At 30.4% G+C, this 4,351-nt stretch carries 5 protein-coding genes; all 5 read left to right on the top strand.

The genetic code is table 11. The features are described from left to right. Positions 1 to 214 precede the first annotated feature (214 nt). The 5 genes from COL3_RS27055 to COL3_RS27075 all read left to right on the top strand — a co-directional run bounded on the left by COL3_RS27055 (position 215) and on the right by COL3_RS27075 (position 4,204). A complete protein-coding gene (locus COL3_RS27055) occupies positions 215 to 1,234 on the top strand; it encodes an ABC transporter substrate-binding protein (RefSeq protein WP_008425393.1) in 1,020 nt (339 codons plus the stop codon). Between the two features lie 34 nt (positions 1,235 to 1,268). Continuing rightward, the gene (locus tag COL3_RS27060) at positions 1,269 to 2,036 is read left to right on the top strand and encodes an ABC transporter ATP-binding protein (RefSeq protein WP_008425390.1); all 768 of its coding nucleotides are present in this window, start codon (positions 1,269 to 1,271) and stop codon (positions 2,034 to 2,036) included. A gap of 4 nt (positions 2,037 to 2,040) precedes the next feature. Further along, on the top strand, positions 2,041 to 2,832 hold the full coding sequence (locus COL3_RS27065) for an ABC transporter permease (RefSeq protein WP_035283668.1): 792 nt from the start codon (positions 2,041 to 2,043) through the stop codon (positions 2,830 to 2,832). A gap of 294 nt (positions 2,833 to 3,126) precedes the next feature. Further along, positions 3,127 to 3,480 carry a CidA/LrgA family protein gene (locus COL3_RS27070; protein ID WP_008425385.1) on the top strand — a complete coding sequence of 118 codons (354 nt, stop codon included), beginning with the start codon at positions 3,127 to 3,129 and terminating at the stop codon, positions 3,478 to 3,480. 10 nt (positions 3,481 to 3,490) lie between these two features. Beyond that, on the top strand, positions 3,491 to 4,204 hold the full coding sequence (locus tag COL3_RS27075; RefSeq protein WP_008425383.1) for an LrgB family protein: 714 nt from the start codon (positions 3,491 to 3,493) through the stop codon (positions 4,202 to 4,204). The last annotated feature ends 147 nt before the right edge of the window (positions 4,205 to 4,351 follow it).

Here is a 4,351-nt window from a genome sequence, read left to right on the forward strand (position 1 = left end):
TTATTATTTCTAGTTAAGATATCCACATGAAGATTTAGTAAATATGTAAGTATATTTATATACTAAGTCCGATTATAATGTTGGATATCTATACAATAAAATCTATAAAACACTTAAGCTTCATAGTGTTTTTTTAGCACAAATCATATATTAGAACAATCTTATATTAAGTATCATATTATAAAGCATAAATACTATTAGGAGAGACTTTCTCGTGAAAAAGAAATTCAAAATGTTAACTGCTTTATTGATTTCTAGTGTAACAGCTATATCTATGTTTGGTTGTAGTAATAATAGTAGCAAAACTACTGAAGGTAAGGTGACTGTACGTTTAAATGAAGTAACTCGTTCTGTTTTTTATGCACCAATGTATATTGCAATGAAGGAAGGTTTTTTCGCTGACAATGGAATTGAGATTGATCTTCAAACAGGTCAAGGTGCTGACAAGACTATGCAGGCAGTTTTAAGTAAATCTGCAGATATTGGTTTTTGCGGCCCAGAGCAAACTATTTACATCAATAATCAAGGAAGAGAAGATTACCCAGTGCTTTTTGCACAACTTACTCAAAAGGATGGTTCTTTCTTAGTTGGAAGAAGCAAAGAAGATAATTTTAAGTGGGAGAATCTTAAAGGAAAAAATATTATAGGTGGAAGACCAGGTGGTGTTCCTGAAATGGCTTTTGAATATGCTATGAAGCATAATAATATTAATCCTAAAACTGACGTAAATATGGTTACTAATATAGATTTTGCAGCAACTGCTGGAGCATTTAAAGGCGGTACTGGTGACTATGTAGCACTTTTTGAGCCAACAGCATCAGTGCTTCAAAAAGAAGGAAGTGGAACTATTTTAGCTTCAGTTGGTGAAGAGTCTGGCCTTATTCCATATACTTGTTATTTTACTACAAAATCTTATATGGATAAGAATCCAAAGGTTATTCAAGGCTTTACAAATGCAATTTATAAAGGACAAGAATGGTTCTTCAGCCATAGCACAGAAGAAGTCGCTGACAGTATAATTGATTACTTCCCAGGTACAGATAAAGAAATAATCATGTCAGTTATAGATAATTATAAAGAGATTGATGCTATTGCACATACTCCAGAAATAAAGGAAGAAAACTTAAACAGACTTATGGATATAATTACAGACTACGATGCAAGCTTAATGCCACAAAGACCACAGTTTAGCAAGATAGTAGATAATTCTTATGCTGAAAAAGCAGCTAAATAGCAATAACATAAAGATGAGAAGGTGGTGATTGTATTTGAGTTTGTTAAAAGTATCAAATATATCCATGAATTATCATTCTATTAAAGGTGAAACACAGGCTTTAAATAATGTTAACTTTGAAGTGAATGATGGTGACTTTATTTCTATTTTAGGTCCTTCAGGGTGTGGAAAATCTACTTTGCTAAATATTATGAGTGGACTACTAGAGCCTTCAAATGGATATGTATTATACAAAGGTGAAGATATAAAAAAGAACTTAGATAAAATAGGGTATATGTTTCAAAAGGATCATCTTTTTGAATGGAACACTGTTTGGGAAAATGTAATCTTAGGTTTAAAAATAAAAAAGCAACTAAATGATGAATCGAAGAATAAAGTAAATGAACTACTAGATGCATATGGATTATTAAGATTTAAAAATCATTATCCAAGGGAACTTTCAGGAGGAATGAGGCAAAGAGTTGCTCTTATAAGAACATTAGCTTTAGATCCTGAAATACTTTTTTTAGATGAACCATTTTCAGCATTAGATTATCAATCACGACTTTTAGTGTGTGATGATGTTTATAAGATAATAAAATCAGAAAAAAAGACAGCAATAATGGTAACTCATGATATTGCAGAAGCTATTTCAATGTCAGAAAAAGTAATAGTTCTGTCAAAAAGACCATCAAAAGTTAGAGTAGAAGTTCCTATAAATTTTGAAAGTGATGATTTAACTCCATTTCAAAAAAGAAGAGATCAGGAATTTTCTGATTATTTCAATAGGCTATGGAAGGAGTTGAATGAAGGCAATGAATAACAATATTTCAAAGGAACATGAAATATACTTAGGCAAAGTAAAAAGAACTAAAAGAAGAATAGTAATAATTAGAATCCTTATACTAGTTATTTTTATTGCTTTATGGCAAATAGCAGCCAATTTAAAGTGGATTGATCCATTTTTGACTTCAAGTCCAACAAGAGTAATTCAGTCATTTGTATCCTTATATGAAAGTGGTAGTTTGTTTAAGCATATAGGTATTACCTGCTATGAAACTATTTTGGGATTCTCATTAGGCACTATTTTAGGAGGATTAATTGCAGTAATATTATGGTGGTCTCCATTTGTATCTAAAATATTAGATCCATATTTAGTAGTATTAAATGCGCTTCCTAAAGTTGCTTTGGCTCCAATTATAATTTTTTGGATCGGTAATGGAATGCCGGCAATAATTGTTATTGCACTTTTAATATCAATTATTACAACAATTATTAGTATTTTAACTGGGTTTAACGAAATTGATCAAGAAAAAATTATGCTTATGAACACCTTTAGAGCATCTAAAATACAAATACTGCGATATTTAATATTTCCATACTCTATTCCAATTTTTATTTCAGCCTTAAAAATAAATGTTGGGCTTTCCTGGGTCGGTGTAATTATGGGAGAGTTTTTGGTAGCTAAAAGTGGATTAGGATTTTTAATAGTTTATGGGGGGCAAGTTGCTCAGTTAGATATGGTAATGATGAGTATTGTGATTCTTTCCGCAATTGCTTTTGTTATGTATGAAGCTGTTGCAATTATAGAAAAGAGACTTATAAAGGACAAGAACTAAAAGTAGTATAAAAAGATATGAATAATACTTGCAGAACTAGGGATATCTAAAAATAAAAAATAATACGATAGTGATGGTCTTAGAAGTATTGTATTAAAATTTATTTATAGGTAAGCCCTAGTTTCATATTTTCGTTTTAAATAAGGCTAAATATACCAAAGAGGACAGATTTCATCTAAAAGGTAACCTTTACTTAAAGTGAAGAGTAGTTTTACTTATTGCATTAATAGTGGTAAATTAAATTATATGAAAAGATTTAGAGAATATACTTAAGAAAAATGGAGGATGGCAAAATTGAAATTATTTAGAGAAGCGTTAATTATACTTGGAATCTATTTGCTTGGAGAATTGTTATCATCATTACTCCATTTGCCAATACCAGGAAATATTTTAGGTATGGTAATATTATTTATTTTATTATTAGCTAATGTAATTAAAGTAGAGAGTATTTCCACCGTAACAAATTTTTTATTAGATCATTTAGCATTCTTTTTTATTCCAGCAGGAGTTGGGCTAATGACCTCAATTGGGATAATAAAATCAACATGGTGGCAATTACTAGTAGTATGTTTGTCTACCACTATAATAGTTATTGGAACGACTGGAGTTATTGTTCAAGTAATTTCTAGAAAGAAAAAGCAGAAGTGAGGTGAATTATATGGATGTATTAGTGAATAATGTTTTATTTGGTTTAGTAATTTCTTTAGCTGCCTTTGAAGCCGGTATATTTATCAATAGATATACAAGGATACCAATTCTGAATCCATTATTAGTTGCAATAATAATTGTAATATGCTTTTTATCAGCATTTCATATTGATTTTGATACATATAATAAGGGTGGTCAATTTATAAATATGTTTCTTGGACCATCAACTGTAGTACTTGCAGTACCTTTATATAAACAACTTGATTTACTTAAAAAAAATGCGAAGGCAATATTAACTGGAATATTAGTAGGCAGCATAGTAGGAATTTTTTCAATAATCGGAATATCATATTTAGTTGGACTAGATACGAGCATAATAAGATCATTAGTTCCTAAATCAGTAACAACACCTATAGGAATATCAATAAGCAGTCAATTAGGAGGACTAGTTCCAATTACTGTACTTGCTATAATAATTACAGGAATAATGGGGGCAGTTTTTGGACCAACTGTTTGTAAAATATTTAGAATAAAAGATAAAGTGGCAATAGGAGTTTCCATGGGAACTGCTGCTCACGCAGTTGGAACAAGCAAGGCACTTGAACTAGGAGAAGTAGAAGGGGCCATGAGCAGCCTATCAATTGGAATAGCTGGAATAATGACCGTAATTCTCGGACCAGCTGCATATCATTTAGCGGTTATTGTGTATCATATGATCAAATAATAGGTAACAAGCATTGTAGACCACTGAAAAATGGAATTTTTCAGTGGTCTTCATCTATTTTAAGATCAATTAAGTTAATTTTTTAATATACAGATATCCAACATTATAATTGGACTTATTATATGAATATACTTACATATTTACTAA

This window comes from Clostridium sp. LS (genome assembly GCF_002760435.1).
GTDB lineage: Bacteria > Bacillota > Clostridia > Clostridiales > Clostridiaceae > Clostridium.